At 38.9% G+C, this 25578-nt stretch carries 23 protein-coding genes; 22 read left to right on the top strand and 1 reads right to left on the bottom strand.

Translation table 11 applies throughout. The annotated features are described in order from the left end of the window. Window positions 1–8 precede the first annotated feature (8 nt). From tssC to SJY38_RS17925, 21 genes are all read left to right on the top strand, one after another. Window positions 9–1535 carry a type VI secretion system contractile sheath large subunit gene (gene tssC / locus SJY38_RS18025; protein WP_024032876.1) on the top strand — a complete coding sequence of 509 codons (1527 nt, stop codon included), beginning with the start codon at window positions 9–11 and terminating at the stop codon, window positions 1533–1535. A gap of 2 nt (window positions 1536–1537) precedes the next feature. Further along, window positions 1538–2314 (top strand): type VI secretion system accessory protein TagJ, encoded by a 777-nt coding sequence (locus SJY38_RS18020; protein WP_024032875.1) that lies wholly within the window; start codon window positions 1538–1540, stop codon window positions 2312–2314. A gap of 17 nt (window positions 2315–2331) precedes the next feature. Next, a complete protein-coding gene (tssE, locus tag SJY38_RS18015) occupies window positions 2332–2817 on the top strand; it encodes a type VI secretion system baseplate subunit TssE (RefSeq protein ID WP_064387136.1) in 486 nt (161 codons plus the stop codon). Further along, on the top strand, window positions 2814–4640 hold the full coding sequence (gene tssF, locus SJY38_RS18010; RefSeq protein WP_377110472.1) for a type VI secretion system baseplate subunit TssF: 1827 nt from the start codon (window positions 2814–2816) through the stop codon (window positions 4638–4640). Before tssE ends, tssF begins: the two co-directional genes overlap by 4 nt. Further along, window positions 4637–5626, top strand: a complete 990-nt coding sequence (gene tssG / locus SJY38_RS18005) for a type VI secretion system baseplate subunit TssG (protein ID WP_126009403.1) — start codon at window positions 4637–4639, stop codon at window positions 5624–5626. Before tssF ends, tssG begins: the two co-directional genes overlap by 4 nt. Window positions 5627–5648: 22 nt before the next feature. Further along, complete coding sequence (gene tssH / locus SJY38_RS18000) at window positions 5649–8252, top strand: type VI secretion system ATPase TssH (protein ID WP_273611270.1); 2604 nt, start codon at window positions 5649–5651, stop codon at window positions 8250–8252. Between the two features lie 237 nt (window positions 8253–8489). Further along, window positions 8490–8969, top strand: a complete 480-nt coding sequence (locus SJY38_RS17995) for a type VI secretion system tube protein Hcp (RefSeq protein WP_024032870.1) — start codon at window positions 8490–8492, stop codon at window positions 8967–8969. A gap of 74 nt (window positions 8970–9043) precedes the next feature. Further along, window positions 9044–10921: a type VI secretion system Vgr family protein gene (locus SJY38_RS17990; protein WP_377110471.1), complete on the top strand. Its 1878-nt coding sequence runs from the start codon at window positions 9044–9046 to the stop codon at window positions 10919–10921. A gap of 7 nt (window positions 10922–10928) precedes the next feature. After that, complete coding sequence (locus SJY38_RS17985; protein WP_024032868.1) at window positions 10929–11285, top strand: hypothetical protein; 357 nt, start codon at window positions 10929–10931, stop codon at window positions 11283–11285. A gap of 37 nt (window positions 11286–11322) precedes the next feature. After that, the gene (locus tag SJY38_RS17980; protein WP_024032867.1) at window positions 11323–11613 is read left to right on the top strand and encodes a PAAR domain-containing protein; all 291 of its coding nucleotides are present in this window, start codon (window positions 11323–11325) and stop codon (window positions 11611–11613) included. 2 nt (window positions 11614–11615) lie between these two features. Continuing rightward, complete coding sequence (locus SJY38_RS17975) at window positions 11616–12641, top strand: hypothetical protein (RefSeq protein ID WP_377110469.1); 1026 nt, start codon at window positions 11616–11618, stop codon at window positions 12639–12641. Continuing rightward, complete coding sequence (locus SJY38_RS17970; RefSeq protein ID WP_286741117.1) at window positions 12638–13489, top strand: hypothetical protein; 852 nt, start codon at window positions 12638–12640, stop codon at window positions 13487–13489. Before SJY38_RS17975 ends, SJY38_RS17970 begins: the two co-directional genes overlap by 4 nt. Continuing rightward, a complete protein-coding gene (locus SJY38_RS17965) occupies window positions 13489–18138 on the top strand; it encodes an RHS repeat-associated core domain-containing protein (protein WP_286741115.1) in 4650 nt (1549 codons plus the stop codon). Before SJY38_RS17970 ends, SJY38_RS17965 begins: the two co-directional genes overlap by 1 nt. 1 nt (window position 18139) lies before the next feature. Then, window positions 18140–19327: an ADP-ribosylglycohydrolase family protein gene (locus SJY38_RS17960; RefSeq protein WP_024032863.1), complete on the top strand. Its 1188-nt coding sequence runs from the start codon at window positions 18140–18142 to the stop codon at window positions 19325–19327. A 29-nt stretch (window positions 19328–19356) separates the two neighbouring features. After that, window positions 19357–20124 carry a peptidoglycan-binding protein gene (locus SJY38_RS17955; RefSeq protein WP_286741112.1) on the top strand — a complete coding sequence of 256 codons (768 nt, stop codon included), beginning with the start codon at window positions 19357–19359 and terminating at the stop codon, window positions 20122–20124. Further along, window positions 20121–20651: a hypothetical protein gene (locus SJY38_RS17950; protein ID WP_024032861.1), complete on the top strand. Its 531-nt coding sequence runs from the start codon at window positions 20121–20123 to the stop codon at window positions 20649–20651. The genes SJY38_RS17955 and SJY38_RS17950 overlap by 4 nt, the downstream gene beginning before the upstream one ends. 258 nt (window positions 20652–20909) lie before the next feature. Next, window positions 20910–21398: a hypothetical protein gene (locus tag SJY38_RS17945; RefSeq protein WP_286741109.1), complete on the top strand. Its 489-nt coding sequence runs from the start codon at window positions 20910–20912 to the stop codon at window positions 21396–21398. Between the two features lie 105 nt (window positions 21399–21503). Further along, a complete protein-coding gene (locus SJY38_RS17940; RefSeq protein WP_096042758.1) occupies window positions 21504–21770 on the top strand; it encodes a hypothetical protein in 267 nt (88 codons plus the stop codon). An 89-nt stretch (window positions 21771–21859) separates the two neighbouring features. Further along, the gene (locus tag SJY38_RS17935) at window positions 21860–22639 is read left to right on the top strand and encodes a hypothetical protein (RefSeq protein WP_377110468.1); all 780 of its coding nucleotides are present in this window, start codon (window positions 21860–21862) and stop codon (window positions 22637–22639) included. A 146-nt stretch (window positions 22640–22785) separates the two neighbouring features. Then, window positions 22786–23304, top strand: a complete 519-nt coding sequence (locus SJY38_RS17930; RefSeq protein WP_377110467.1) for a DUF6795 domain-containing protein — start codon at window positions 22786–22788, stop codon at window positions 23302–23304. 23 nt (window positions 23305–23327) lie between these two features. After that, a complete protein-coding gene (locus SJY38_RS17925) occupies window positions 23328–24494 on the top strand; it encodes a lipase family protein (protein WP_064387120.1) in 1167 nt (388 codons plus the stop codon). Window positions 24495–24508: 14 nt separating this feature from the next. Here the strand turns inward: SJY38_RS17925 and soxR are convergent, their stop codons facing one another. Further along, window positions 24509–24970, bottom strand: a complete 462-nt coding sequence (gene soxR, locus SJY38_RS17920; RefSeq protein ID WP_377110466.1) for a redox-sensitive transcriptional activator SoxR — start codon at window positions 24968–24970, stop codon at window positions 24509–24511. A 77-nt stretch (window positions 24971–25047) separates the two neighbouring features. On the opposite strand from soxR, the gene SJY38_RS17915 reads away from it, so the two are divergent. Beyond that, window positions 25048–25521: a flavodoxin family protein gene (locus tag SJY38_RS17915; protein ID WP_024032853.1), complete on the top strand. Its 474-nt coding sequence runs from the start codon at window positions 25048–25050 to the stop codon at window positions 25519–25521. Window positions 25522–25578 lie beyond the last annotated feature (57 nt).

Genomic DNA, 25578 nt, shown 5'->3' with positions numbered 1-25578 from the left:
GCAGTAAAATGAATCACGAAGAGTTTTCATTTATAAATCAAGACTACGCTTTTCACCAAAAGTCGCAGTCTAGAATTAGCGATAATGATGCTTTGCTTGATAGGTTTTTGAACGAAAAAAACTTAGACAAGGCACTGTTATTGTGGCTTGAAGGCTCTTCTGATTCACCTATCTCTTGGACAAAAGAATCGCTTGGTCCTTATTTACAACGAATTATTGTTGAACTTGATCAGCTAATTTCTCAACAGCTAAATAGCATTATTCATGCTACACGATTTCAAAAGTTAGAAGCCAGCTGGCGTAATTTATGGTGGTTAACCCTCCAAACAGAGCAATACGACAAAGAAAATAAAGTAAAAATAAAAGTATTAAACTGTGATTGGGCAACCCTCTCTAAAGATGTAAACAAAGCGATAGATTTCGACCAAAGTTACTTTTTTCAGTTACTCTATCAAAGTGAATTTGATAGTGCCGGTGGCGAGCCTTTTGGTGTAGTAATTGGCGATTACGAAATTAGTAATATGTCATCTAATGGCACTATTTATAACGATATTGATACTATTAAAGAAATCTCGCGCACTGCAGCTGCTGCATTCTCACCATTTATATGTTCAGCGTCTCCAAACCTTTTTGGCGCAGATAACTTTTCTGACCTAGGGTACTACGCAGATTTATTCAATCAATTTGAGCAACCTGAATATGTAAAATGGCAAAGCTTTAGATCAATGGAAGAGGCACGCTTTGTTGGTTTAACGTTACCGCATGTTTTAGTCAGAGCTCCCTACAGTAACGATGGTAAACGCCATCAAGACTTTTATTTTAAAGAACAAATAAAAAACCCCGAAACAGATATGTTATGGGGTAATGCTGCGTTTCAGTTTGTCTCAACAATAATTAGGGCTTACTGTGATAGCGGATGGTTTGGGCATATTAGAGGGATAGAGCCTGGTAAAGTGTCAAAAGGGCTAGTCACAGGGCTTGCAAAAGACAGCTTTGCAAACGATACCTACCAAAAAGAAGCTAAACCGCCATTGGATTTATTGGTAACAAGTAAATTTGAAAAGCAGTTCTCTGAACTTGGATTTATTCCAACGTCATCAGTAACTAATACTGAACATATTGTTTTTTATAGTAATGCATCGGTACAAAAAGCAAAAAATTACGAATCCAGTGCAGCTAATATAAATGCACGCCTTTCATCTATGTTGCAATACATTTTATGCGTATCTCGCTTTGCACATTATTTAAAAATACTTGCCCGCGATAGAGTCGGTTCTTACATAAATGCGCATGCGTGCGAGCGCGACTTACAGTCGTGGATCAATAATTATACAACGGCGTCAGACTCAGCATCTGAGCAAATCAGAAGTAAATATCCACTGAGTAATGCGCGCATAAAAGTAAGTGAAAACAAAGCAAATCCAGGTCACTTTTTTTCTGTTTTACAACTACAACCCCATTTTCAATTAGATCAAATGGTCTCGAGCATTAAATTAATAACAGAGCTCAGTCCTCACCACAAAATAAAGGAATAACCATGAAGAAAATACATAGCTTGATTCGCGAGGGAAAACTAACTGAAGCACTATCTTTGTGTGCTACAGAGCTTCAAGATGAACCTTTAAATTTTGATATAAGAAGTATCTATTCAGAATTACTTTGCATAAATGGTGATCTAGAAAAAGCAGACAAACAACTCGACTTTATGGTTCAAAAAAATCCTGAGTTTGCTGTAGGTGCTGTGAATCTTAGACATTTGATCCGTGCTCAGCAATCACGAATAGACTTTTACCAAGGTAAAGGGATCCCTAAATTATTTCATGATGCTGATGAGATAGACACGCTGTTTTTAAAAATGCATGTGGCATTGCTAGAGGGCGAAATAGACGAAGCTGCTGAGCTTTCTGCGCAAATGGAAACGTTAAGAGTTACGACGTTAGGTGATGCAGAGTCTGTGGCACGCGACTTGGACGATACATTAAACCCTTATTTAGAAGTATTAGGGACAAATGGCGAATTTTACTTGGCAAATTTTGATGAAATTGAATCGATAAAAGTAGAGCCTGTAAGTTCAGTATTAGAAAGCATTTGGCTACGCGTTGAAATAACGATTAAAGAAGGCCCTTCAGGCACTGCACATTTACCGCTTGTCTATGCCAATGCTGAATCGGATCTTGAAAAATTAGGTCAGGTTTCGGACTGGGTTGAACTCAAAGATGAATTCATTATTGGTAAAGGCATGAAAATGCTGTTTGTGAATGATGAGGCGATCACAATTCCTAATTTAAAAATTAATGCTGTAGAAGCAGCATAATTTATATTTGAGCAATAATGATAGAACATAAGCAGCAGCTTCAAGCATCTATTTTAGATAGGCTCATTGATGATGAGCCTGACTTTCAAGATGCACCATCGCGTACCGAAGGGATCACTATAAGTGAGCTACGTAAAAATGTGCGCAGAGATATAGAAGCACTGCTTAACGCCCGAATTCAATGGCACACGTGGCCTACACAATATAGTGAGCTTGCTACATCGTGTTTATCGTACGGTTTACCTGATTTTTCAAGTATGTCGGTTAGTTCTCATGAAGGCCGAGCACTGCTATGCGAGACAGTTAGAAACACTATTTTAAAATTTGAGCCACGATTTTTAGAAGTTGAAGTATTTACTGATGAAGAAGTACCAGTTAATCGTGTTTTAAACTTGCGTATTAATGCGCTTTTATACGCTGATCCTGAGCCAGAATTTATAAGCTTTGATTCTGAGGTAGAGCCCGTAAATTTAGGTATGAAGATTATTGAGGCATCATTATGAACGATGAATTATTAAAATATTACAATCGTGAATTAGCATTTGTGCGTCATTTAGGTAAAGACTTTGCTGAGAAATACCCAAAAGTAGCTGGGCGTTTAAAGCTTAGTGAAGATCATGTTGAAGACCCTCATGTATCACGGCTTATTGAATCGTTTGCATTTTTAACAGCCAATATTAGACAAAAGCTAGATGACAGTTTTCCTGAATTAACGGATGCTTTATTAGGGCAGATGCTACCAGATTATCAAGCACCTATCCCTTCTATGTCGATTGTAAAATTAGAAGCCGAAAACCTTTCAACGGCGGGTGTTGTCATCCCAAGAGCAAGTGAAGTTGAAACTAACGTTGATTCTATGAAGCAATGTAAGTTTCAAACCTGTTACGAAACCTACCTTTGGCCCATTGAAATTACTAAAGCCCAGTTTGATAACAGCCCTTTTGTAGCGCCTAAGCCGCGTTGGCATGAAAAGGCAAAGTCTATATTTAAGTTAGAGCTAACCGGTGAATACAAGGGCGTTTCGCTTGCAGAAACTGGTTTAGAAAAACTTCGCGTATATATAAACGGGCAGTGGCACCATACTCTTAAAGTGTATGAACTGTTATTTAAACACAGCATTGGTATAGCCATAGATAATGGCGAAGAAGGCATTAAATACCTATCAAAAAACCAATTAAAAGCGGTCGGGTTTGAAACACACGAAGCGGTTGTGCCTTACTCTCAGCGCTCTGCTGCCGGTTATCGTTTATTGGTCGAAAACTTTACTTTTCCTGAGAAGTTTCGTTTTTTTGAACTTGAAGGTATACGCGGCGTATTACCTAAAAACTCCAACAAATGTGATATCTATATATACCTTGATACTGAGTCAAGTGAGCTTGAGAAACAGGTTGATGAGGATATGTTTTTACTCGGGTGCACGCCAATAATTAACTTATTTGAACAAGAACTTGAGCCAATTCGCCCTGAGATAAGTGAATACGAGTATCAACTTGCACCGCGTTATATGGACTCAGAAATTTCTGAAGTGATTGGTATTTCAGAGGTTATAGCGTTTGATCACAAAGGTAATAAACAAGTCGTTGCGCCATTTTATGGTCAAACTCATCCAAATTATCAAGGTCACGAAGACCTATTTTGGCATATAAGAAGAGAAACAGCGTCGTGGGCGGGCGGTTATGTAGAGTCTGGCACCGAGACATTTATGTCATTGGTAGATGCCAAATTTGAAAACAGCGCTATGGAATATGGTGAAGGTAACTCTGTACTCACTGTACGCGCACATTGTAGCAACCGTAATTTACCTGCGAGTATGCCATTTGGCGACGATGAGCTTGGGTTACTGATGCCAGAGCGCGGCGATGTAATTAAAAAAATTCGTTGTTTAGCGCCTTTTACACATGCAGTTAGACCCGTATTAGCCGATGCAACGCGCTGGCAGCTTGTTAATCATTTAACACTCGATACGTTTAGCGGTGAAGATGCGTGTAATAAATTAAAAGAAGTACTTCGTCTGTATGACTTTAGAGCATCGCCTCAAACCAAAGGGCTAATAGATAATATATATCGCGTTAGTATTGAGCCTGCAACCGCGCGTGTTATTCAAAAAGGCAGGGTAAGTTTTGTAACTGGCAGCGAGATAGAAATTACTTTTGCTAACGATGATTTTTCGGGCAGTGGCATGTTCTTTTTTGCCGCAGTGTTGGATCATTTCTTTGCTCAGTTTGCCGCTATAAATAGTTACACACGTTTGAGCTTGCGTTTAAAAGAGCAAGAGCAAATATATTATCAGTGGCCTGCGCGCGTAGGTGATAGACCACTACTATGATAAAGCAACTGATTGCCCAAGCTTCTCAAGTCGATTTTTATAAAGCGGTTTTCATTATTGAAAACCAGCTTAAAAAGCGTGGCTTAGATTATCGCCACGTCGGTTACGATAGCAACCCAAAGCAAGAACTAATAAAATTTACGGCCACCCAAAAGTTTGGCTACCCGGGAAATGCAATTACTAAGCTAGAAGAAACTGGCTTTGAAGATGGTCTGCACAAGGTCAATATGCAGGTTTCATTTATGGGGTTAACTGGCTGCTCTGGTGCATTACCGCAATTTTATAGTGAACTGGTTATGCAAAGGCTGCGCTATAAAGACACGACCATGCGCGATTTTTACGACATGTTTAATCATCGTCTGATCTCTTTGTATTACCGAGCTTGGAAAAAATATAAGCCTTCATTAAACCATGTAAACAATGACAAAAATAAAGACCCATATACCAAAATATTGGGGCTATTAAGTGGTGGCTATAATGAGCATCAGTTGCATTTTTCGGGTTTGTACAGTCGAAAAATTCGTAACGCATTTGATTTACAAAGTGTGCTTAGCTCATACCTGGGTTGCGAGGTAAAAATAAAACAAATGGTTGGTCAATGGCATGAACTTCACCAACAAGAGCAAACACGCCTTGCAAGCCAAGTATTATTTGAAGGTCAGCATGCGCAGCTAGGTGTAGATACCATGCTAGGTAAAAAGGTTTGGGATGTCTCTTCTAATATTGAAGTGCATATACAATCAAACGATCCAAAAAAAGCAAAACTTCTTTTACCCAAAGGGGCTTTGTTTGAACTCGCAAACAAAATTACTAAAGACTACGTTGGAAACTCAATCCAGTTCCGCTTAGTTATTGAAACTGACTTTCAGCATTTAGGCGCCGCTCAGCTGGCTAAGAATGACTGCCAATTAGGCGCAAATTCTTTTTTAGCGGTACAAAATAACAAATCAAAATCTAACCCTACTAAGTTATCGTTTAAGGGATAATTAAAATTAAAAGGAACACTGTATGTCTTCGATGACACTCAATAAATTAGTTGAAAAACTAAGCCCTGATTGCAGAAAAAGCCTAGAGGCGGCGGTTGCAATTTGTAATAGCAGAAGCCACTTTACAGTGGAGCTTGAACACTGGTTACTTGCCATGATTGAGCAACAACTAGATGATGTTAGACTTATTTTTGGCTCTTTTGACATTGATATTGAAAAAGTAAAACAAGACTTAAATCAATCTTTAGAAGCGTTTAAAACCGGTAGTGAGTCATCACCTAGTTTATCTGTACATGTTACTAGCTTATTAAAGCAATCTTGGTTAAGTACCAGTATTGAGTTTACAGATAATCAAATTCGCAGTGCCTACGTTATTTATACGCTTGTAAAAGACGATACCTTATCGAGCTTAGTAACCCGTTGCAGTAAGTTATTTAATAAAATAGAGCCAGGGCAGTTACTTCATGCGTGGCCGGAAATAGTTGCTCAATCGCAAGAGCGTAATCACTCAGTACAAAACACGGCTAGTCAATCGGCTACAAACTCTAAAACCCCGAGCCTTGACCAATTTACTGTTGATTTAACTGCTCAAGCAAAAGCCGGAAATATAGATCCCATTTTAGGACGCGACTTCGAAATTCGCCAGATGGTTGATATTTTGACCAGACGCCGTCAAAACAACCCTATTTTAACCGGTGAAGCGGGTGTAGGTAAAACAGCCGTAGTTGAAGGTTTAGCTTTAAGAATTGCACAAAAAGATGTACCTGCCGTGCTGCAGAATGTGAAAATTCACAGCTTAGATTTAGCACTATTACAAGCTGGCGCAGGTATGAAAGGCGAGTTTGAAAATCGTCTTAAATCATTAATTAACGAAGTGAAAAATTCAGTTAACCCGGTTATTTTATTTATTGATGAAGCTCATACAATGATTGGTAGCGGTGGAGCCGCAGGCCAAAACGATGCTGCTAACTTATTAAAACCGGCACTTGCTCGTGGCGAACTTAGAACCATTGCAGCTACAACGTGGGCTGAATATAAAAAGTTTTTTGAAAAAGATGCAGCTCTAACACGCCGCTTCCAAGTGGTAAAAGTAGAAGAGCCAACGCCAGAAAAAGCAGTGGCTATGTTACGTGGTTTAGTGCCCGTAATGGAAAAACACCACAAAGTATTTATTTCTGAACAAGCACTCGAAAGTGCAGTGCACTTATCGCATCGCTATATTACGGCAAGGCAACTACCCGATAAAGCGGTGGCATTATTAGATACAGCCTGCGCGCGGGTGGCAATGAGCCAAGCATCTACACCAAACACTATAGAGCAACTTGTAAATCGATTAAGCGAAATAGAAACACAAGTGCAGATGCTACACCGTGAACAAAAAACAGGTTTAGATCATTCAGTGCAACTAGATACACTTAAAACTGAACTTGTAACTATTGAAAAGCAGTTAGCGCCGTTAACTGAGCAATTTAAAGTAGAAAAAGAAATTGTAGCTGAGCTTAATCAGGCACTCGAGTCTATTAACTCAGAACAAGAAAATTCATCAGATGAAATTTTAGCCAATCTTAAGCAGAGTAAAGAAAAGTTAACTGCTTTTGAACATAATATGGTTCATTGGCAAGTAGATGAAGAGCTTATTGCACAGGTTATATCAGATTGGACTGGCATACCTGTAGGTAAAATGCACGAAGATGAAATACATGGCATTTTAAACCTTGCACAGCAAATGAAAAAACGTGTTGTAGGGCAAGACCATGGGCTAGATTTAATCGCTAAGGTAGTGCAAACATCTCGCGCCCAACTAGCAGATGAAAGCCGACCTAACGGCATTTTTATGTTGGCAGGTCCAAGTGGTGTAGGTAAAACCGAGACTGCACTTTCGCTTGCACAAGAAGTGTATGGCAGTGAAGAAAATGTCACCATTATTAATATGTCTGAGTTCAAAGAAGAGCACAAAGTATCACTACTGCTTGGTTCACCTCCTGGGTATGTAGGTTATGGCGAAGGTGGCATATTAACCGAAGCCGTAAGAAGAAAACCGTACAGCGTAGTATTGCTCGATGAAATGGAAAAAGCTCACCCTGGTGTACAAGATATTTTCTATCAAGTGTTTGATAAAGGTACAATTAAAGACGGTGAAGGCCGTGATATCGACTTCAAAAATACAATCATTATTATGACCTCTAATGTGGGAACTGATACCACCATGAGTTTATTTGAAGACGAAGAAAGTAAACCTAGTATCAAAGGTTTATTAAAAGCATTACAAGATGATTTACTCGCATCATTTAAACCTGCTTTTTTAGGGCGTATTAATGTAATACCTTACATTCCACTAAGTGACGATATTCTTACAGAAATTGCATCACTACAAATTGATAAAATAATTAAACGCGTTAATAAGCATTACGATGCTGAGCTTAAATATGAAAATGACGTAATAGAATATATTATTGATAATTGTCAAAATGCAGGGTCCGGTGCTAGGAACATTCATACCATTTTGCAAAATAAATTATTACCTTTGTTGTCGGAAGTTTTACTTTCTAGCATGATTGATGACAAAAAAATAAATAGTATATCGCTATCAGTTAAAGATAATGAATTTAATATTGAGTTAAATTAAAGTTTATTTAATTTAACTTAGTATTAAGGTTGTTTCTTTATTTTTAGGGTATTATAATTTTGGTGCCTTAAATCACTACATGGAATTTTGAGACATTGTCTTCATCTAAGGAAAGGAATCTGAAGGCCTTTTCATTGCTGTATTAAAGATAATGATTTCAAAGGAATTTTTGGGAAACCAAAGTAAATAATCCAGTCTAAATGGATAACATTGTTTAATTAAAAGGAGCATTATCAAATGCAAGCAAATACATATTTAAAATACGGTTCAATCAAAGGCGAAACTACAGCTGAATCTTTCAAAGATTTAATCACAGTATTATCTTTAGATTGGAACGTAAGCCGTGAAATTAGCGCAGCAACTGGTACAGCAATGGACCGTGAGTCTAGCTCTACTCGTCTTGGCGACGTTACTATCACTAAACTTCAAGATAAAGCATCTCCGGATCTTTTCAAAGAAGCGACAATTGGTAAAGGCTTACCAGCTATTTTCCATATCACTAAACAAGGTGATAAAGTTGAAGAAATCATGAAAATCGAACTTACAGATGCGATGATTTCTAGCTATTCAGTGTCAGTACAAAACGATCGTCCTATTGAAACAATCACTATCAGCTACACAGAAATGATGATGACTGTTACTCCAACAGACGACAAAAATAACATTACTGCTCCACTTGTATACGGTTACAGCGGTGTTAAAGGTCAACAAATGTAATATTTGTTATCTTATAATGGCTCTGGGCTTTTGCTCAGAGCTTTTTTTGATCTTTAGGATGGGAAAGGCAAGGAATGCAAACAGCAACACAAAATAACAACGTAATTCAGATTAGCACCCCTGCTGGTAAAGATGCCCTCTATTTAACTCGTTTTGTTGCCCAAGAGGCAATGTCAGACTTATTTGTTATGTCTGCCAATATGTACACAATTGGCAAGCAAATAGCACATGAAGATTTGGTTGGAAAGCCAGTATCTATTAAGGTAAAAAATGCACAAGGCGGCGGTGAGCGTTACTATCATGGAATAGTAAGCCATTTGGTTTCAAACGGCAGCCGTACAGCTGATGTAGAAGAACAAAAAAACTATATAGATTACCAAGCAACTATCGTCCCGTTTGCAGCATCTATGCGCAACCGTAAAAACAGCCGAATATTCCAAAAGAAAACAATTAAAGAAATATTTGCTGACCTATTTGGCCAACACAATGTTGCCTTTAGCGATAAAACCAGCAAAACATACCCTAAATACGAGTACTGTGTTCAGTACCAAGAGTCAGACTTTGACTTTATTCAACGATTGCTTCAACAAGAAGGTATTTTTTACTTTTTTGAGCATACCAACAGCAACCATACCTTGGTATTAGCTGATGATATAACCGCTTATGAAGTGTGCGACGAAGCAAAGGTAGTTTACTCAACTGGCCATTTAAGCGAATCTCATGTATCACGTTGGCAGGGCGGTTTAAGTATTGCGCCAGGCAGCTTTAAACGCGTTGGTTACGATTTTAAACAGCCATCACGCTACCCAGATGGTGAGCAAGCTAATCCAGAGTTACCGACGCAATCAGTATCAGAAATTTTTGAATACACGGGCGAGCAAGAATGCCACCCGCGCGCAGCTAATTTAGCATCTGTTCAGCTTGAGTCATTACAGCGAGACATGAAGCTTTCTAGTGGTCGCAGTGATTGTCGTTCATTTACAGTGGGTAAACTCTTTAGCTTTAAAAAGCATGAAGACCCACGTCTTGAAGGTAAAACATTTGTTATTACCTCTATGATGACGTCTATAACGGTGCCTAATCAGTCTGGCTCTCAGCAGTCGTCAGTAGAAGAAGTCTACTCAAACCATTTTGAATGCGTACCCAAAGATATACCCTACAGAGCGCAAATAAATAAGAAAAAACCAGTTATAAATGGTGTGCAAACGGCAATCGTAACTGGCGATAGCGCCGATGAAATAATGATTGACCAATATGGTCGCGTAAAAGTGCAATTTGACTGGGACCGAGAAGGTAAAAAAGATTCAAAAAGCTCGTGTTGGATCCGTGTTGCGCAAAATTGGGCAGGTAAAAAGTGGGGGGCATTTTTCTTCCCTCGGGTAGGCCAAGAAGTACTTGTAGACTTTATAAATGGCGACCCAGACCAACCAATTATTAGCGGAGCAGTGTACAACGCAGATTTAATGCCTCCGTATGCATTACCTGGTGAAAAAACACAAAGTGGTATTAAAACACGCTCTACTAAAGAAGGCGGAGCCGATAACTTTAATGAGCTAAGGTTTGAAGATAAAAAAGGCAGCGAGCTGGTTTATATTCAAGCAGAAAAAGATAAGCAGCTTTACGTAAAAAATGACCAAAACGACAAAACAGATCACGACCATAATATTGAAATTGGCAACGATCGAAAAGTTGATATTGGCAATAATGAAACACTAAAAGTGGCTAAAAATCGCAGTGGCGATATAGGTGAAAACGACACGTTAAAAGTGGGTAAAACACTTAATATTGAAGCTGGTGATGAAATAGTAATTAAAACAGGCTCTGCACAAATTAAAATGAGCAGCAGAGGTAATATAACTATAGAAGGCACTAATATAGACATTAAAGGCAGTAACGTTAAAGTTGATGGTAGCGCCATTACTTTATCTGCTGGCATGATTAAATTAAATTAGTGCAGTTATGGAAATAATAAATAGCTTTTATACAGGGCATAGAAATGGCATTAATAATAATGGTTACGTTGTATATTGCCGTTATGGTTTGCCGTATTTAATTTGTTTACCAATAAATAGGCCAGATGATCCATTGCTAAATCCTGCATTAACGCATTTAAAAGCTATGGATGGTTATTATGCTAATCAGTTTTTAAGTAATTTACATAATGCTTTAAATAGTGAGGATACCATAGCCGCTTTATATCAGTACGCATTACAAAGCCCGGTATCAATTTCGGATTATAGTAAGGCAGAATTAGTTGATACATTATCGGGTTTAGTTTCTCAAAGTAAATTATTAATTATTCCTTTATTTGATTAGTTTTATTGTCAAAAAGTAAATAAGACAAGGAGTCTTTATGGGTAAGCCCGCAGCTACAATTGGTCATATGCATGTATGCCCTAAAACCACAGGTACAGTCCCGCATGTTGGCGGCCCTGTTGTGGTAGGCTCAACTAATGTATTAATAGGTAGCATGCCCGCAGCACGTAAAGGCGATATGTTAGTGTGTGTTGGGCCACCCGACAGCATAAAGTCAGGCTCTGGTAGCGTAAAAATTAACGGTAAACCCGCAGCTCGAATGGGTGATGATAGCTCCCACGGCGGAAAAATTGTTGTTGGCAACCCTACTGTATTAATAGGTGGCTAACCTTGCTGTCTACTTACATAAGTAATCATCAAGCACAATTGCTCAGTATTAGTAAGGCGCAGTGCTGCCCGTTTACTTCTGTAGGTTATGTAAAAACACTTAAAAAAAAGCTGTTAGAAACAACGTGGCTAACCGCTAAAAAAAATAATACTCCTCAACACTTTACACAACCCGATTTAACTTTAATTAATACGTTAGTAACGAGTGAGCAAAGCCTTGATGTGACTGCGCAGGCATGTATAGAGGTTATGGCTAATTTACCGCAAACAATTAACCTGGCTTTTATAAACTCGTTGCTCAACAGCCCGTCCCTGCATGGCTTAGCAAAGGCTGTTATTTATAAAGTTTTATTACAGCAACACAGCTTTAATTTAATTGCATTAATTGACTTAAACACTATTTATTTTGCATTGGCTAATAGCACCGAACAAGAGGCAACATCAGCCGAAACAGTGGCGCTTATCAGCGCGTTCAACTCTAATGCAAACATACAAGTACTAAAACATGTGTTTGATGAGCTATGTAAAAGTAAGCTTGTTAATTCACCGTTAATGTCGCTTTTTTTATTATCACTAAGTTGGGAACAAGTAAACGCATTAAGTAATTACGCAAGCAATGTTTTAACAGTCGATGACACGTTACATGTGCTATTACAAAGTGGCTATGTAAAGCTAGTGCCCTTAGCGTGTATGTCGTTAAACCAAGTAGAAAACCCAACAGCTATTATTGCCTTAATAAGGCGAATGCTCGGTGATAAGCTCGATTTACTCGTAAGCTATGACATTCAAGTAAATGCATTTAATGCTGAACAACAAGCACTAGTGGCTTTTAAACAGCAGTTACAGCAAAACTGGCCTAAATACGAGGAGGAGCTTTGCTTGCAGAGGTTTGTAGGTGGCAAATCTCTTAATAAAAGGTTAAGCGCAATAGAAATGTCGGCAATGGACTGTTATAGCCAAGCAATATTTAATTTGTATACCTACTACAAATCGATGGCTAAAAATGTAAAAGCAGAGGCGCAAGGATGAAGGCGTTTAATGTAAACGTAAGCTGTTTTTCTACGCCTTTGTCGCAAGACATAGATACACTGCTATATGCAGATACCCCAAATCCACCTGACGGTATTATTTGGCAATCATGGAATGCCTGTATTTATGATTGCATAGTAAAAGCGAAAGAACTTTTTGCAAAAGTAGAAGACTCAAACTTGCCACTTGTATGGTTATTGCCAGCACTTGCGTACCAAGATGAGCTAAAGCAGCTTTTAGCAAAAAGTTTTAAACAGTTGTTCCCTGAGCATGTAGAGCACTTATTATTTTATGGCGCTGTTGGTGCTAATACGTTAGTGCAGTTGGCGGTGCAAAAAAAATGGGATAAGGCAAACGTGATTGCCATTGATGCTACCTATAAAGCCGATAAAAACAATGAGTGGGTATACTTAGGAGTAGGTGGTGCACTCGCGACTATTGAAACGGCTCAAATTGGCTGGATGCAAACTAGTCATGACTTTGCTCCTTCAATAGATTTTATAAAGCACGACCAACTAGGCGGTATATTTTCAAAAATTGCACAGGATAATAAAGACCATATAGATCTTATATTTGCACCTGGCAACGGCATACATCAGCAAAGTGATGTTTGGCTGACTAATTTACAATTGCTCAGTAATTTAATTAATGAGCATACACATTATGAATTACCTAATTACAAATTAGGTAAAATTGGTGCGCTTGAAGGACTCGTCAATTTATATCAATTGACCTCAAGCCCGGCTATTGTAAATCACTTTAAACACGTGTTAGTGATTTCTCAAGAACAATCAAAATATCAGGCCGCAGCATCATACTTATGGATAAGTGAGGAAGTACACAACTAATGCAAAGTAATACGGTTGTTTTACAAGGAACGAGTTACCCCATTTGCCTAGTTGCTGGCAAAGGCCAAACGCCGTCAGGTTATGCGCCAACTGTGGCAAACACCCCTGAAACGGCTAAACAACAAATAGCTCAAATTGGTGGTGCGTTAACAGGTGACGCTGCCAAACGTCTTGATGTAATTAATTTATTAAATAGTGCTGGCGTTAACTGCCTACGCAGCGCATCAGCTCGCGAAACCGCAAGCGTACTTACCCAAGCCTTAGTAAGTGGCGCAGTAACGTGTTTCCATCAAAAAGCAAAGTCGGCCATTCAAGTAAGCGATAATACTAATAGTGGCTCAGCGGGCAAAAAGTCGAACAAAAAATCAAGCTCAACCGCATCAGGTAAAAGCGCATCGCAAGCACCCGCTAAAAATACGGGTGGTGCAAGTAATAACACCGCAAGTGAAGAGCCCATTACAAATCAAGAGTGCCGATCAGATCCAGTTTCAATGCTCTCTGGCGAAGAAATTCTCCCGCTTATCGACTTTACCCTAGCAGGCAGCCGCCAATTAGTGTGGCGACGTTTGTATCGCTCATCTCATGCTGATGTGTGCACAACAATGGGTAATGGTTGGCGCCACGACTTTATGGCAAGCCTTACCGAGCATTATTTGCCGCCCCCAAAAGTGGGCCCTAAGCAAAAAGGCACTTACTGGCTAGAGTACCAAGACGAGCACGGCGCTAAACATAAATTTGAAAAGGTGAAACCTGGCCAATCAAGCTATCAGTTAAGTAGTAACCTTGCGCTACATTACCAAACAAATGGTAAGCAAGTACTTGTAACACCAGATGACCAACACCTTACGTTTAAACCAGGCGAAAGCGCGTGGCTGCTTGAAAAAATAATTAACGAAAAAGGCCAAAGCATCGCGTTTTATTACGATGCTAAAGAGCGCCTACACCGTATAGAAGTAAATAAAGTACGTGGCTGTATAATTAGCTACAACGCGCAAGGTTTATTAAGCAAAATAGCAGCGTACTGCACCGATAAAAACAACAAACAACAATTGCTATCGCCATTACTAGCAAGCTACGAGTACGACGAAAACAAAAACCTTGTTCAGTCTACTAATCAGCAAAACGAAACTGAGCGCTACGCGTATAACGCCGCTAACTTATTAACAAAGCGTACCCGAGCCAGTGGCTTCAGCCATCATTTTGAGTGGGATAGCTACTCACCCAGCGCTAAATGTATAAAGCAGTGGGGCGATAACAACACCTATACTTACCAGTTTGAATATAACTTAGAGGCTGGTGAAACAACCTGTATAGACTCTCGCGGCCACAAAGAGCACTTTGTACATAACGCACAAGGCAAACTGTTAAAACATACCGACCCTAACGGCAACGTTTGGCAATATACATACAATACACAAGGCCAAAAACTCAGTGAAATTAAGCCTGATAGCAGCACAACGCGCTATAGCTATACACCTTTCGGCCAATTAGAAACAATAACGCAGCCAGATGGTAGCCAAACCCATTTTGCTTACAACCAACTTGGGCAACGTGTACTAACTACCTTACCTGATGGCCAAACCATTACGCGTAAATACAGTGTGGCTGGCTTATTACAAAGCGAAACCTTTGGTGATGGCCGCACCACATTATACAGCTACGATAAGCTCGGCCAGTTAACTCAGCATATTAATAAAAATGGTCAAATCACCAAGTTTATTTGGAACGAGCAAGGCGAGCTATTAGCAAAGCATCATAACGATGAGTTAATACGTTACAGTTATGACAGCCTAGGCCGCGTAAATGCCACACTGAATAACGCAGGCTTACTCACTCAATATAAATACAATGAGCACGGCCAGCTTACACAAACCATTGCCTTTGATGAAAACGAGCCTGAAAATAAGCAGCATCAATACTTTAGCTACGACGAAGCAGGGCGGTTAATTAGCTCGCAAAACAGCAAAGGCCACACCACCGAGCAACACTTTGAAGGGCTAAGCCAACCGCATTGTGTTATTCAGCCCGATGGCAGCGCACTGCATTTAACGTACGACAAAGAGCGCAACTTAACAGCCATCGAGCGAAGCGATGGTCACGTATACCGCATAAGTTACGACGCGAACGAAAACCCAACGCAAATAACCGGGTTTGATGGCACGCTACAGCAATATAAGTACGATGCCTGTAACCGCTTAGCCTCAGTCACGCAAAGCAACAAACGCCATGTAAAAATAGAGCGCGACAGCCTTGGCCGTGTAACTGCGCAGCATGCAAGCCTTGCAAGCGACTCACATATTGTTAATAACGCCAATTATTACAGCTACACAAAGCAAGGTAAAATAGCGCGTGCACATAATGCGCAATCAACACTTAAACAACGCTTTGATAAAGGCGGGCGGCTACTGTGCGCCGAGCAAGTTAATAACCAGCAACAAGCGCATACCTTAAAATACAGCTACGACGAATACGGCAGAAGGCAAACCCTTACCCTGCCAGATTCAACCACGCTTAAATACAGCTACAACCAGTTTGGCCAGCTAAGTACTATTCACTTACAGCAAGCCAACAGCAAAGAGGTTGAACTTGCACAGCCGCTCGTAACATTAAGCTACGACCGCCAAGGTAATATTAAAACCCAGCAGTTTGGTAACAGCATTACCCTCAATCAACAGTTTGATGTATTTAACCGTTTAACGCAGCAACAGCTCACGCACCCAGCACAAGCATTATTTGATACCTGTACGTACAATTACGACAGCATCAACCAGCTGATTGCCCGTAAAAACGAAGGCGTAAGCAGCCAAAACATCAATTTTGAATACAACAGCTTAGGCCAGTTAATACAACAAACTTTAGCAAGCTCACGCGCTGATACAACCACGCACTACCAGTGGGATAGCTTTGGTAACCCGCAAAGTCAGACTGTTCAATCAAACACAAGCGATGCAGACCTTAGAGATACAGGCGAGCAGGGTATAGAACATGATGCAGCCAGTAATGAGCATACAGCCAGCTCTTCTATTGATTTAACACGCGCCACCCATAGCGAATACAATGAGTTAGCACTAAATAGTAGTGAAAGTAGTAGCAAAAATAGTAGCAACGCTGACTCAGTAATAAACAATAAAAGTACTAACAACACCACAATAAACAGTGCCACCGACGCCGACCGCCTAACACAACTTGGCGACAGCGACTTTTACTACGACGAGTTTGGTAACCAAATACGCGAAACCGGTAAAGGCATTAAAACCCGCCGTGAATACAACGCATTTAACCAATTAAGTTGTTTTAATAATAACGGCACGCTCACCCAATACGACTACGACCCACTCGGGCGTCGTATTGCCAAGCACACCGAACACGGTAAGATTGACTACATTTGGGACAACGACCAGTTAATCGGTGAATGCCAACATGGTGAATATACCTGGTATATCAACCTGCCAAATCAATTTCACCCAGTCGCATTGATTAAACAAGGTGAAGTGTATTACTACCACCTAGACCAACTGAATACCCCACGTTTTGTAACAAACAACAAAGCAGAAGTGGTGTGGGAAAACCAAGCCGATGTGTATGGTTATGAAGAGTTAAAAGCAGAATCAAATAAAGAAGACTCTTTCACTCAACCAATCCGTTTTCAGGGACAGTATTTAGACGAGGAAAGTGGCTTACATTACAACCGTTATCGCTACTACAGCCCCAAACAGCAACGCTTTATAAACCAAGACCCGATTGGATTAGTGGGTGGCATAAATCACTATCAATATGCACCGAATCCGGTTAATTGGGTGGATCCGTTTGGGTTGAGTTGTAAAGAAGATGAAGAGAGAAGATTAAAAGCAAGCTTAAAAAAAGCATTTAACGAAGGCCTAATTAGTGAGGAGTTACAAAGGGATTTACTTGAAGCCGCTCAAATTGGATTTATCACGCCAAAAGAGATTAAGCAGGGGATTATTTCGGGAAATCCCACTTCATTGCTTATATTGGGAGGAGGAGATAACTCAAGCCCAATGACCTCTCAGTCTATTATCGATGAAAGTATTGGAGAGCCGCTTTCTATAGATGCATTGATTCATTCAGAACTAGATAAAGTGACTAGTTTAATATGGAAAGAGGGTGAAGAGTTTAAAAACCACGTTTTAATTAATTACCATTTAGATCCTGATATGCAGGTTTTAACACGTGATGAGTTTTTATCACTTGCAGTGTATACTACAAACCTTTACAAGCCCATAAATTCTGGGCTTAGGGGGTTTTCACCTAAGGATAAGGAAAAATGGGCTAAGGCCGTTGCTGATACTGATCAAGCGTTAATTAAATTGGCGGAAAACCCATTGTTGAGGTATGAGGGACAGGTTATTCGTGGAGATCAATTCAGTGATGACTTATTAGAGGAGTTGTTCCCTATTGGTGGCATACACCATGAAAAAGGTTTTAAAAGTTCATCGAGTAATTTAGATAAGCCCTTCGATGGCAATACTAAAATACTTATAACTTCTAAAACAGGGATTAATATTGCTAACAATGCTGCAGTCAAGCCAGAAGAGGAAGAAGTATTGTTTAAGTCAGGAACGAAATTTAAAGTTATTAGCCGTATAAAAGTAAATGGAACAAACTTCATAGAGTTGGAAGAGGTTTAAAATGAGTGAAAAAAAATATTATGATGATTCTGGTGAGTTAATTACCTCTTCCATAATAATTCGAATGTTAGAAATGGAAAATAAAATTCCTAATGATCTTCGATTTCCTTTTATGACAAATAAATTGAGTGGCTCCAGAGAGCCTCATAAAACCCAATGGATGTCATCATATAATGTCTATCGCATTGCTGTCCCAAGACCTACTGATGAGCAATGTAAAGAATATTATCAAAGAATTCAAGTTGATTGTGATGATGACATAAATCGCTTTCGAGGTGCTTTACTTGGATGTGCGCTTGGTGATGCTTTAGGCACAACTCTTGAGTTTAAGGCCCCTGGAACATTTGAGCCAATTACTGATATTGTGGGAGGAGGGCCATTTAACTTGAAGGCAGGAGAGTGGACGGACGATACTAGCATGATGTATTGCCTAGCTCATAGTCTCGTTCGTACAAAAATTTGTGACCCTAAAGATCAAATGGATTTGTACCATAAATGGTGGAAAGATGGTGTTTTCAGTGTAAATGGGAAGTGTTTTGATATTGGTAATACGGTTGTCCATGCTCTGCAAAGTTATAAACAAACTGGCGATCCTATATCTGGCAATACAGATCCAAAATCGGCAGGAAATGGGTCTTTAATGCGTTTGGCACCAATACCAATTCGTTACTATGATAATTTTGAAAATGCAATTAAATATGCAGCTTTAAGCTCTATTACAACTCATGGCGCTGAAGAAGCTGTGGATGCTTGCCGTTATTTTAGTGGGTTAATTTGGGGGGCTTTGCATGGAGTATCGAAAGAAACTTTACTCGATGGGATCTATACACCCATAGACGGGTACTGGGATGAAAACCCATTATGTCAATCGATAATTGATCTCATAGTAGACGCTAAATATAAATCTAAAAGTGCTTCGCAAATACGCGCAAGTGGTTATGTCATGCATACCTTGGAAGCAGTTTTATGGGCTTTTTATCATTCTGATACATTTGAGTCTGGTGCTTTATTAGCCGTTAATTTAGGTGAAGATGCTGACACAACAGGTGCTATATACGGGCAGCTTGCAGGTGCATATTATGGAGAACGTGTAATTAATTATCATTGGGTTAAAAAAGTGAGAGAATTTCATGTTTTTTATTTAAAAGCCCAAGAGTTTAAAGAGTTGATCGTTTCGGAAAGAAATTAATAACAATAAATAAAAGACAAGGAAATACAATGTCATCAATAAGAATAACTCAATCTATTGGATTGGGCGGCACTAACAGTTTAAATGATGTAAAAACAGTACAAGCCGCGTTAAATAAATTACTAAAACTTATCCCACCTACACAAGTTTTAGTTGTTGATGGTCGCTTAAACCCTCGTCCAGAAAACTCAAAAACTATTGCTGCTATTAAGTTATTCCAAAGCAAAGCCTTAAACATGGTTCGACCCGATGGAAAAATAAATCCGAATGATGCTACTTTTCGCAAAATTAATGAAAAGCTCGCCTTATTTAACTCTCAAAAAGCAGGAATGAAAGATCCTCAACTTTTCTTGAACAATGTAATAAAACCAACGCTGTTAAAAATCGGTTTATCATCAAAAAAAGCAGAAATCTTATTGCTGGGCACAGCGATTCAAGAAAGTCGATTGAAGTATCGTCAACAACTAGGCGGTGGACCTGCTTTGAGTTATTTTCAGATAGAGCCTGCTACTCATGATGACATTTGGGATAATTACCTAAGTTACAGAGGAGAGTTAGCATTAAAAGTTAAAAGCTTAATGACTACTGAAGATAAGTTAAAAGAGCTAAAAGAGAATGATGCTTATGCATGCGCCATTGCTAGAATCCACTATTTAAGAGCACCAGCCGCCTTGCCAGAAGCTAATGATACTAATGCGCAGGCTCAGTATTGGAAAACTTATTACAATACGCCACTTGGAAAGGGTACTGTGCAAGAGTTTATCCATAATTGGCAGACATATGGAGTAAGTATATGAATGTTTTTAAGGCCTTAATTTGTACTCTACTATTAACGATAAGTCATACCGCTTTCGCATCAGAGTGCTTAAATATAAAAGTAACTAAGCCTATAAAAATTGATGACAAAACAGGGCTATTGCAGTCATTGAAGTTTGAGCAAGTTAAATTACTCCACAAAGATAAATCAGGTATTTGCTTACCTACGAGGGATACCTACATTTTGTCTTTTAGTGAAGGGATCCCTTTTATTGCTACTCGATTAAAAGGTCATACGCCAGAAATAATATTGCTCGAAAAAGGCAAACATTATTATGCATTAATAAAGTTTTATGCAGGTAACAAATTGCAAGTACTAAAGGGATATCAAATCATCAACTCAGAGCTATACGCACTACCTAATTTCACTTTGAGTAGTAATGTAAGCAATATTAGTATTGATGAAGGGGTTATTAGCGTAAAGAATACTAAGTTAGTTGAAGAGCACTCTATTGATTCAGTTACGCTTTATAACTTTGATTTATCAGGTGTATCAGTTAAGCATTAAGTAATGTACTTACTAAATAACTATAATATTGAACTATCAAGGGTATTTAAAAAGCATGATAAAAAGTAACCTTGGTAAGTTTTTTCTGATAACAGCCTTGTTTTTTATTGCACCGTGTAATGAAGCTCAAGGTGCCTCGCAAGTTATATTTAAATGTAATGTGGATGTGCCTCCACCTCCACCTAATGAGCCTATTATTAGCAAAGTAGGTAATAAATTTCACTTACCCGAAAATTCAGCTCATATGAAAGGGCTATAATGGTGAAAACAATAGCTACTTTTCTTTTTGCTATTGTAATATGTTTTAGTGGGATGGCAGGAACTCTTTTTCCTAACCTTGATATTAATGATCCTAACTTATCGCAAGATAAAGTCATGCGCCAATGTCAAAAAAGCTTAATGTATGCACCTCAAGAGCTTGATGCTTGGTGTGATAAAGCTTATAAAATGGGAAATTGGCAAGCTCTGGAATTAGTAGGCCTTCATAAAGGTGATGGAAGCCGCTATATTGCTGAGGCAAAAAAGCATGCTGCAGAAGGCGATCCTGATGGTATCTTAGCTTTAGCTTATGTATATAGCACTGGACGTTTTGTTACTAAAGATCTTTATTTAATTTACACTGAGCTAGGCGACTTAGAAAAGGCTGCTGCACATAAACGCTTTTTAGATGAAAGTAACTATGAAAAAGTCAGAAAAGAAATGTTTGAAAAGCAACTTAAGGATTCGGGCATTTCTTTAGATAATTAAGAAATGAGCATTTACTTAAACTATTTATAATTAGTACAAACCATTAAAGTTATTGCATTTTTAAAGGAGCTATAAACGCCTAAGCTAAGGCACTATAGAAATGATATGGAACAACAAAACCAACAAACATTAACTAACCTTGTTTACGATATATACGAAAACCCAACTTTAATAGAAGAGCATCAAGTGCTTATCATGCCCTTGTTGAGCGATTTAGTTGCCACAGCACCAGCTGGGTTTGAGGGTATGGCGACGATGATTAATACCCATATTTCTAATGGGTTTAAATTCAAGAACCCTAAAATACAAAAATTTGAACTTGAGTCAGGGCTTTTAAAACTTAAAACATACTTTCAAAAAATAAACCTATAACACCTACCTCTCTTTATTATTGAGCACCCACATTTTTAATTTTAATGCAGCATAAGTGCTGCATTTGTTTTTCTCATTAAGGATGATGTATGAGCCTTATTACCACGAGTATTTTAATGCTGTTTTTACAGCCATTATTTGTATATTTAGCTCTTTTTAAAGAGTCTGAGCAAAGTGCCCAAAACCGTTCACTTGATAACGAAGGTGCTATGTATCTATTTATAGCGCCAGGGTTAGCTGTATTTTATCCTGATGACTTTTGGCAGGCAGTACTTTATTTAGGAAGTGTATGCCTACTAGGTTTAATGCTTGCCATTATTGTAAAAAGCAAAGCTAAAAAACGATTAACAAGGGATGACGCTATTGGGTTTACTATTGCCAGTTTTTTATTTTTTTGGCTTATAAAATTAATTATTGGTGGGATAGGGTATCTTTTTAGCGAAAGTGCCGCGAATGGTTCAGCGGCCGACATAGGCCAGCAAGCTTATTCATCAACTTCAGGTGAGCTTTTAAACTGGGGGTATTTATATTATCAGTTTTGGCCAACGCTATACTTTTTACTATCTATGTTAATCACTTTAGCTATAAAAATAATTGAAAGCCGGTTTGATAAACATTCAATTTCAGGCTCGCTGTTAATTTTGGGTGCAGTTTTAGCTGGCGTATCACCGTTATTTGGCAATGCTTTTATTTTAGGTGTGATAGCTAACTTTTTTATATTTTTTGTTGTGTGTACGGCATGCATAGAAATTGATAAAAAGAGCGATCCTTCAGCCGGTGCTATTAGTATTATGTATGCTTTTTTGCTTATGGGCGGCATCATGTTTAGTGGCATTGGTAAATTAATATATACACTATTTTATAATTAGATTAGTGATTGTTTTTTGATTAAAAAACATGCAGTATAATTGTACCTAATTAGACCCCTACTTTTTCAGTATAAATATGGCTGGTGTAATTAATTAGCCATATATATATAAGTAGTTTATAGCTAGGCCTTGGGAGAGAGTTTGCTTTGTTTTTATCGCGCTTAAAAATTTTTGTATTGGTAATAGTCTCTATTGCCGTTGTTTTTTTTACTACATCACAGGCTTGTGCAGATATGTTTGGCTTTTTTAATAAACAAGAATTTTATTTATCAGCTCCAGTAAAAGGGCAGATATTAGATAATGGGCAGCCAGTTGCAAACACTAAAGTGATGCGCTCACTTACCTATGGCGATGAATACGTTGATGAAACCACAACAGATGAACAGGGTTATTTTACCTTCACAGAAAAAACAATAAAAACAGGTAAACCTTCTAATATGTTTGATAACGACTCGCTGGTTCAACATATTTATTTAGAAAACGGCACGCCAGAAGGGATTGTTCTATGGTACACACTTGTTTCAATTCATGAAGATAGCGATACACTTAAAGCACTTCTTGCGCACTTAGAGTGTGATATTGGCCAAGAGCCACAAACATACGATATTCCAATTAAAGAAGATACAAGCCACACTTTTGCGATATACACATCATGTAAACTTTAACTATTTATTTAAAGGGAACTTATATGAATACTTTGACACCCACTCAAGCCGTACAATTAGCAAACCTTGCTTATAAAGCAAAAAGTATTAAAACTACTAATTTACTCAATCGCACACTTCATGCCTCTTTGCGCGATAATTTTAATTTTTCAGTTAATCCAGGTGCAGTACAAGGGGTAACGGGCAGCTTTTTTTCTCATTTATTTAATTTAAGCACGGGCTTTGCTTTAGTAGGGCATGGGCTTGGCGCGTATGAGGGCGATTCGGTTATAACTATTCGGGGAACTAACTCGCTAAGAGATGGATTAACCGATGGGCACTTTGGTGTGAGTGGTGGGTCAAATGGCAGTATGGTGCATGCTGGTTTTAATAAGACTTTTTATAGTATGAAGCCTGCGCTGCAAGAGTTTATAGCAGCGAATATTCAAGATAAAGTAACGGGTTGCGTTCATTTAGTTGGCCACAGCTTGGGTGGTGCGTTAGCGACGCTTTCTGCTGATTGGATCAAAGCTGAGTATTCACTTCCTGTAAAATTATATACGTTTGGTTCGCCACGTGTTGGGCTTGAAAACTTTTCTCGTGCAGCCACATCCAGAATCGATAAAATTTATCGCTGTACACATGGGGCTGACCCAGTGGCTAAAGTGCCTTTATGGCCTTTTTCGCATGCTCCGCACAATGGCCAAGAAATACGTTTAGATAGTGGACAAGGTTTAAAAGGGGCTGCTCATACTCTTGCTGGTACGCCTGGCTACTTAAACACTGCCAATAGCAATAATTGGAACAACTTAACTATACAAGCTAATCACTTTTTAAACATGCCTGTGCGTTTAAAATTTGAAGATAGAAATCAAGCATCATTTACCTCACATTGGGCAGATAAACTTGGTGCTGCATTAATTACCCTTTTAAAAGATGCAGGCTATTACAGCGCAGTTGCTGCCCAAGCAGCCATTGGAACCGGGCTCACTTTTTACGATATGTTGGCGCGAACGCTTGATAAAATAGCTAAAGCGTCCGCCTCGTTTGCAACACAAACCTTAGGTTTACTAGGGCATATGTTAGTGTTTGCAGGCAAAGTAATTAGTAAAGCGGTGGAGCTGACCTATAGCTTTATAAAATCTGTATTCGACTCAACCCTAGGCGCTTTATACAGAGCTGCAAGAGAAGGGCTTAGCGGCCTAGACTAACCTTAATTTAAATCTTAATCTCGCTCTAACAAAATAGCACCACTTTGGTTTTCGCCTAAGTGGTCGTTTTTGTTATACATAGGGCACTTACTCATAGATAAACACCCACAACCAATACAGCCATCTACGCGGTCGCGTAGGCGCTGCATATACGCTATGCGCTCATCAAGCTGTGCTTGCCATTGCTTTGAAAGGGCTGACCAGTCTTTTTGTGTGGGAGTGCGCTGCTCTGGTAATGTGGCCAGGGTGTGTTTAATTTCATCAAGTGTTATTCCCATGGCTTGTGCGGCTTTTATTACGGCTATACGGCGCAGCACATCTTTTTTATAGCGACGTTGGTTGCCGCTATTTCGCCAACTACGTATGAGTCTTTTTGTTTCGTAAAAGTGTAGGGTTGATACTTTTACGCCGCTGCGCTTAGCGACATAACCTACGGTTAGGTTAGCCTCGGTTAGTTTTTTTTGATCTATTGGCATTGTTTTAAATTTCCGGTTGACCTCAATATAGGTTGAGGTTTTAAGCTTCTTTCAACATTAAAAAAGGAGCTAACTAAATGCAACAAAAACTTAAACGTAGCACTGTTATTATTTACTCAAGCGCACGTAAAAATGGTAATACGCAGGCACACGTTAACAGCTTTGCTGAGCAAAACGATGTAAGGATAATATGTTTAGATGATTATAAAATAGCGCCGTACTGTTATAACAAAAACTATAAAAGCGATGACTTTTATGCTGTATTTGAAGCACTGTTAAAGTATGACCACTGGGTGTTTGCCTCACCCGTTTATTGGTACAGCACCACGGTACAAATGAAATTATTTATTGATAGAATAACCGACTACATGGACGATGAAGCATTAAAGCCAAAGTTACGAACGCTGCGTAGTAAGCATTTTTCAGTGCTTTCTAATGCGTCATCAAGTGAGGCGCCGGCGTGTTTTGTAGAGCAATTTAAAAATACGTTTAGTTATTTAGGTATGCAGTTTATTAATCATCACCATAAAAGTACCCAAAAGGTTGCTTAAATTGCAGCCTTTTTTGGTTGTCTCTGGTAGTTTAGTAATACGCTTAAAAACACAGGA

The sequence above is a fragment of the Pseudoalteromonas sp. R86517 genome (assembly GCF_042466295.1).
GTDB classification, from domain to species: Bacteria; Pseudomonadota; Gammaproteobacteria; order Enterobacterales; family Alteromonadaceae; genus Pseudoalteromonas; species Pseudoalteromonas atlantica.
Note: the sequence above shows the minus strand (reverse complement) of the source record. Positions and strands in the feature narration are given on the sequence as shown.

Coding starts and splice junctions, on each gene's coding strand:
- tssC (WP_024032876.1), top strand. CDS start 9: ATGAATCACGAAGAGTTTTCATTTATAAATCAAGACTACGCTTTTCAC.
- SJY38_RS18020 (WP_024032875.1), top strand. CDS start 1,538: ATGAAGAAAATACATAGCTTGATTCGCGAGGGAAAACTAACTGAAGCA.
- tssE (WP_064387136.1), top strand. CDS start 2,332: ATGATAGAACATAAGCAGCAGCTTCAAGCATCTATTTTAGATAGGCTC.
- tssF (WP_377110472.1), top strand. CDS start 2,814: ATGAACGATGAATTATTAAAATATTACAATCGTGAATTAGCATTTGTG.
- tssG (WP_126009403.1), top strand. CDS start 4,637: ATGATAAAGCAACTGATTGCCCAAGCTTCTCAAGTCGATTTTTATAAA.
- tssH (WP_273611270.1), top strand. CDS start 5,649: ATGTCTTCGATGACACTCAATAAATTAGTTGAAAAACTAAGCCCTGAT.
- SJY38_RS17995 (WP_024032870.1), top strand. CDS start 8,490: ATGCAAGCAAATACATATTTAAAATACGGTTCAATCAAAGGCGAAACT.
- SJY38_RS17990 (WP_377110471.1), top strand. CDS start 9,044: ATGCAAACAGCAACACAAAATAACAACGTAATTCAGATTAGCACCCCT.
- SJY38_RS17985 (WP_024032868.1), top strand. CDS start 10,929: ATGGAAATAATAAATAGCTTTTATACAGGGCATAGAAATGGCATTAAT.
- SJY38_RS17980 (WP_024032867.1), top strand. CDS start 11,323: ATGGGTAAGCCCGCAGCTACAATTGGTCATATGCATGTATGCCCTAAA.
- SJY38_RS17970 (WP_286741117.1), top strand. CDS start 12,638: ATGAAGGCGTTTAATGTAAACGTAAGCTGTTTTTCTACGCCTTTGTCG.
- SJY38_RS17965 (WP_286741115.1), top strand. CDS start 13,489: ATGCAAAGTAATACGGTTGTTTTACAAGGAACGAGTTACCCCATTTGC.
- SJY38_RS17960 (WP_024032863.1), top strand. CDS start 18,140: ATGAGTGAAAAAAAATATTATGATGATTCTGGTGAGTTAATTACCTCT.
- SJY38_RS17955 (WP_286741112.1), top strand. CDS start 19,357: ATGTCATCAATAAGAATAACTCAATCTATTGGATTGGGCGGCACTAAC.
- SJY38_RS17950 (WP_024032861.1), top strand. CDS start 20,121: ATGAATGTTTTTAAGGCCTTAATTTGTACTCTACTATTAACGATAAGT.
- SJY38_RS17945 (WP_286741109.1), top strand. CDS start 20,910: ATGGTGAAAACAATAGCTACTTTTCTTTTTGCTATTGTAATATGTTTT.
- SJY38_RS17940 (WP_096042758.1), top strand. CDS start 21,504: ATGGAACAACAAAACCAACAAACATTAACTAACCTTGTTTACGATATA.
- SJY38_RS17935 (WP_377110468.1), top strand. CDS start 21,860: ATGAGCCTTATTACCACGAGTATTTTAATGCTGTTTTTACAGCCATTA.
- SJY38_RS17925 (WP_064387120.1), top strand. CDS start 23,328: ATGAATACTTTGACACCCACTCAAGCCGTACAATTAGCAAACCTTGCT.
- soxR (WP_377110466.1), bottom strand. CDS start 24,970: ATGCCAATAGATCAAAAAAAACTAACCGAGGCTAACCTAACCGTAGGT.
- SJY38_RS17915 (WP_024032853.1), top strand. CDS start 25,048: ATGCAACAAAAACTTAAACGTAGCACTGTTATTATTTACTCAAGCGCA.